The organism is Mycobacterium sp. 1245852.3 (assembly GCF_001669335.1).
GTDB classification, from domain to species: Bacteria; Actinomycetota; Actinomycetes; order Mycobacteriales; family Mycobacteriaceae; genus Mycobacterium; species Mycobacterium europaeum_A.
Genome location: NZ_LZLL01000226.1, coordinates 1 through 4,952, shown reverse-complemented (window position 1 = coordinate 4,952; position 4,952 = coordinate 1). Strand labels below are relative to the sequence as shown.

General features: G+C 68.8%; 4 protein-coding genes. 3 read left to right on the top strand and 1 reads right to left on the bottom strand.

The window, feature by feature from the left end; translation table 11 throughout:
- Positions 1-484, bottom strand: a 484-nt coding sequence (locus A9W96_RS10185) for an NUDIX hydrolase (RefSeq protein ID WP_067139441.1), incomplete at its 3' end; no start/stop codon positions are given.
- A 140-nt stretch (positions 485-624) separates the two neighbouring features.
- On the opposite strand from A9W96_RS10185, the gene glnX reads away from it, so the two are divergent.
- The 3 genes from glnX to A9W96_RS10170 all read left to right on the top strand — a co-directional run.
- Positions 625-1,944 (top strand): protein kinase G-activating protein GlnX, encoded by a 1,320-nt coding sequence (gene glnX / locus A9W96_RS10180; protein WP_066872410.1) that lies wholly within the window; start codon positions 625-627, stop codon positions 1,942-1,944.
- Positions 1,944-2,921 carry a glutamate ABC transporter substrate-binding protein gene (locus A9W96_RS10175; RefSeq protein WP_067139438.1) on the top strand — a complete coding sequence of 326 codons (978 nt, stop codon included), beginning with the start codon at positions 1,944-1,946 and terminating at the stop codon, positions 2,919-2,921. The genes glnX and A9W96_RS10175 overlap by 1 nt, the downstream gene beginning before the upstream one ends.
- On the top strand, positions 2,921-4,952 hold a 2,032-nt coding region (locus tag A9W96_RS10170; protein WP_067139435.1), incomplete at its 3' end, for a serine/threonine-protein kinase PknG. The genes A9W96_RS10175 and A9W96_RS10170, both read left to right, overlap by 1 nt.

Below are 4,952 nucleotides of genomic sequence, written 5' to 3'. Positions count from 1 at the left end.
GCGGCAACACCGCCGGCGCGGTGCGCAGCCGCTGCCAGCTGGCGGCGAAGCCCGGGTGCAGCGGCAGGTCGGCCACCTCGTTTTCGGCGACCCAGCGCATCTCGGCGCTTTCCCGGTTGGGCACGGTGTGCAGCAACTCGTCGGCGTCGGCGATCACGGTGGTGTAGCTCCACTGCGTGCCGGCGATGCCGGCGACCTCGGCCGTGACCACCGTGGCGCGCACCGCCAGCCGCTCGCCGAGCAGCCCGGCCTCCTCGTTCGCCTCGCGGACCGCCGTCTCCTCCGGCGTTTCGTGGCTGTCCCGGGCGCCGCCCGGCAGTCCCCAGGTGCCGCCCTGATGGCTCCACACGGCGCGATGCTGCAGCAGCACCGCGGGCGTACCGTCGGACTGCGGGGCCCGCAGCAGCAAACCCGCCGCGCCGTACCGGCCCCAGTAATGGGCGCCGCTGTCGGAGATCACCCAACCGTCACCGTCGCCCTGCACCGATTCAGGATATGCAGACTTGGTTGGGGCGTCGCCAATTGCGTCTGCCTCCACCCATCCACCCGAACATGCTCTTAGACTTCGCTTATAGAGGTCCGTGCAGCGAAATCGAGTGGCCGAGAGATGAGGGCTGATCAAACGTGACGGTTGAGCTGGCACACCCGTCGACCGAGCCGCAGGGATCGCGGTCGCCGGCCGAACCGGCTCATCCCCGCTGGTGGTTCATCTCCACGACGCCGGGGCGCATCTTGACCATCGGCATCGTGCTGGCCGCGCTCGGCGGCATCAGCGCCTTCGCCACCTCGACCACCATCAACCACCGGCAGCAGGTGCTGACCACGGTGCTCAACCACACCGAGCCGCTGTCGTTCGCCGCCGGCCGGCTCTACACCACCCTGTCGGTGGCCGACGCCGCGGCGGCGACCGCGTTCATCGCCGAGGCGGAACCACAGCCGGTGCGCCAGCGCTACGAGCAGGCCATCACCGACGCGTCCGTCGCCGTGACCCGGGCCTCGAGCGGGCTCACCGACGAACCGCTGGTGCAGCTGTTGGGCCGGATCAACGCCGAGCTGGCCGTCTACACCGGCCTGATAGAAATCGCCCGGACCAACAACCGGGAGGGCAATCCCGTCGGCTCGTCGTACCTGTCGGAGGCTTCGGGCCTGATGCAGTCGACGATCCTGCCCGACGCGGCGCGGCTGTATCAGGCGACGTCGGAGCGGGTGGACGCGGAAACCACCGCGTCGACGCAGATCCCGGCCCCGGTGATCATGGTGGTCGGCGCCACCGTGATCTTCGGCGCGTTCTCGCACCGCTGGCTGGCGCGGCGCACCCGCCGCCGAATCAACCCGGGCCTGGTGGTGGGCGCACTCGCTATTCTCGTCATGGTGGTTTGGGTTGGAACTGCGCTGACCATTTCTACGACGGCCAGTCGTAGCGCGAAGGACACTGCCGCGGAATCCCTCAAGACCGTCACCAACGTCGCGATCACCGCCCAGCAGGCGCGCGCCGACGAAACCCTGTCGCTGATCCGCCGCGGCGACGAGGAGAAACGCAAGCAATCCTTCTACCAGCGCATCGATTCCATGCACCGCCAGCTCGACCAGTACATGTCCCGCAGCGACGCCGTCGACAAGCCGGACCTCGAGGGCGCCGACCAGCTGTTGCTGCGCTGGCGGCAGGCCAACGACCGGATCACCTCCTACATCTCGGTGGGTAACTACCGGGCCGCGACGCAGGTGGCGCTGGGCAGCAGCGAGGAAGACTCGACCCCCGCGTTCGACAAGCTGGAAGACGAGCTGGTCAAGGCCATGGATCAGGGCCGCATCACGCTGCGCAACGACGTCATCAACGCGCGCAGCGGACTGTCCGGCGCCCAGGTGGGTGGCGTGGTGCTCAGCCTCGGCGCCGCCATCGCGGTGGCGCTGGGCCTGTGGCCGAGGCTGAAAGAGTATCGATGATGCTCGGCCTGCGGATGCTTCGCCGGGCGGGCGCCGCGACCGCCGCGGTGGTGGTGCTGGCGGGTTGCGGGCACACGGAGTCGTTGCGGGTGGCCAGCGTGCCGACGTTGCCGCCGCCGACACCGGTCGGCATGGAGCAGTTGCCGCCGCAGCCGCCGCTGCCGCCCGACGGCCCGAACCAGAACTGCGACCTGACCGCCAGCCTGCGGCCCTTCCCCACCAAGGCGGAGGCCGACGCCGCCGTCGCCGACATCCGCGCCCGCGGCCGGCTGATCGTCGGCCTCGACATCGGCAGCAACCTGTTCAGCTTCCGCGATCCGATCACCGGCGAGATCACCGGTTTCGACGTCGACATCGCCGGCGAGATCGCGCGCGACATCTTCGGGGCGCCCTCGCACGTCGAGTACCGGATCCTGTCGTCGGACGAGCGGGTCACCGCGCTGCAGAACTCCGAGGTCGACATCGTGGTGAAGACCATGACCATCACCTGCGACCGGCGCAAGCTGGTGAACTTCTCGACCGTCTACCTCGACGCCAACCAGCGCATCCTGGCCCCGCGCGACTCGTCGATCGTCAAGGTCTCCGACCTGTCCGGCAAGCGCGTCTGCGTCGCCAAGGGCACGACGTCGCTGCACCGCATCCAGCAGATCGATCCGCCGCCGGTCGTGGTGTCGGTGGTCAACTGGGCCGACTGCCTGGTGGCGATGCAGCAGCGCGAGATCGACGCGGTCAGCACGGATGACTCGATCCTGGCCGGGCTGGTCGAAGAGGATCCGTATCTGCACATCGTCGGGCCCAACATGGCCACCCAGCCCTATGGCATCGGGGTCAACCTGAACAACACCGGACTGGTGCGGTTCGTCAACGGAACCCTGGAACGGATCCGCCGGGACGGTACGTGGAACACGTTGTACCGCAAGTGGTTGACGGTGCTGGGTCCCGCGCCGGCCCCGCCCACGCCGAGGTATCTGGACTGATGGCCGAGCCGGACAAGCAAACCGAGCAGCCGGAATCCGGCCCGGAAGACGTGGCGGACGTGGCCCCGGGCACCCAGCCGGCCGACGTCCAGACCGGCGCGGCGACCGGGCGGCTGCAGGCCACCCAGGCGCTGTTCCGTCCCGATTTCGACGACGACGACGATGACGACGACTTTCCGCACATCTCGCTGGGCGCCCTGGACACCGATCCGCAGGACCGCTTGACGGTCGCGACGCGATCGCTGCCCGCGGTCCGCCAGCTCGGCGGCGGCCTGGTCGAGATCCCGCGCGGACGCGACATCGACCCGCTCGAAGCCCTGATGACCAATCCGGTGGTGCCGGAATCCAAGCGCTTCTGCTGGAACTGCGGAAAACCGGTGGGCCGGTCCAGCAAGAAAGCCAAGGGCACGTCGGAGGGCTGGTGCCCGTCCTGCGGCAGCCCGTATTCCTTTCTGCCGCAACTTAATCCCGGCGACATCGTCGCGGGCCAGTACGAGGTCAAGGGCTGCATCGCCCACGGCGGCCTGGGGTGGGTCTATCTGGCGGTCGACCACAACGTCAACGACCGGCCGGTGGTGCTCAAGGGTCTGGTGCACTCCGGCGACGCGGAGGCCCAGGCGATCGCGATGGCCGAACGACAGTTCCTCGCCGAGGTGGTCCACCCGCAGATCGTGCAGATCTTCAACTTCGTCGAGCACAAGGATCAGCACAACAATCCGGTCGGCCTCATCGTCATGGAGTACGTCGGTGGGCAGCCGCTCAAGCACGGCAAGGGTGAGAAGCTGCCCGTCGCCGAGGCCGTCGCCTACCTGCTGGAGATCCTGCCCGCGTTGAGCTATCTGCACTCCATCGGCCTGGTCTACAACGACCTGAAGCCGGAGAACATCATGCGCACCGAGGAGCAGCTCAAGCTGATCGACCTGGGCGCGGTGTCGCGGATCAATTCGTTCGGATACCTCTACGGCACACCGGGATTCCAGGCCCCCGAGATCGTGCGGACGGGGCCGACGGTGGCCACCGACATCTACACGGTGGGCCGCACACTGGCCGCGCTGACGCTGAATTTGCAGACGCGCAACGGCCGCTACGTCGACGGCCTGCCCGAGGACGACCCGGTGTTGACCACCTACGACTCCTTCCGCCGGTTGTTGCGCCGCGCCACCGACCCCGACCCGCGGCGCCGGTTCGGCAGCACCGAGGAGATGTCGGCGCAGCTGATGGGAGTGCTGCGCGAGGTGGTCGCCCACGACACCGGCATCCCGCGGCCCGGCCTGTCGACGATCTTCTCCCCCAGCCGCTCGACGTTCGGGGTGGACCTGCTGGTCGCACACACCGACGTGTACCTGGACGGTCAGGTTCACTCGGAGAAGCTGACCGCCCGCGAAATCGTTACGGCACTCCAGGTTCCGCTGGTCGATCCGGCCGACGTCGCCGCCCCGGTCCTGCAGGCGACGGTGTTGTCCCAGCCGGTGCAGACGCTCGATTCGTTGCGCGCGGCCCGGCACGGCACGCTGGACGCCGACGGCGTGGAGGTGTCCGAGTCGGTGGAGCTGCCGCTGATGGAGGTCCGCGCGCTGCTGGACCTGGGCGACGTGGCCAAGGCCACCCGCAAGCTCGACGACCTGGCCGAGCGGGTGGGCTGGCAATGGCGGCTGGTGTGGTACAAGGCCGTCGCCGAGCTGCTCACCGGCGACTACGACTCGGCCACAACGCATTTCACCGAAGTGCTGGACACCTTCCCCGGCGAGCTGGCGCCCAAGCTGGCGCTGGCCGCCACCGCCGAGCTGGCCGGCGACGTCGACGACCACAAGTTCTACGAGACGGTGTGGAAGACCAACGACGGGGTGATCTCGGCGGCGTTCGGGTTGGCCAGATCACTGTCCGCCGAAGGGGATCGGGCCGCCGCGGTGCGCACGCTGGACGAGGTGCCCGCCACCTCCCGGCACTTCACCACCGCGCGGCTGACCAGCGCGGTGACGCTGCTATCCGGCCGCACCAAGAGCGAGATCACCGAGGAGGACATCCGCGACG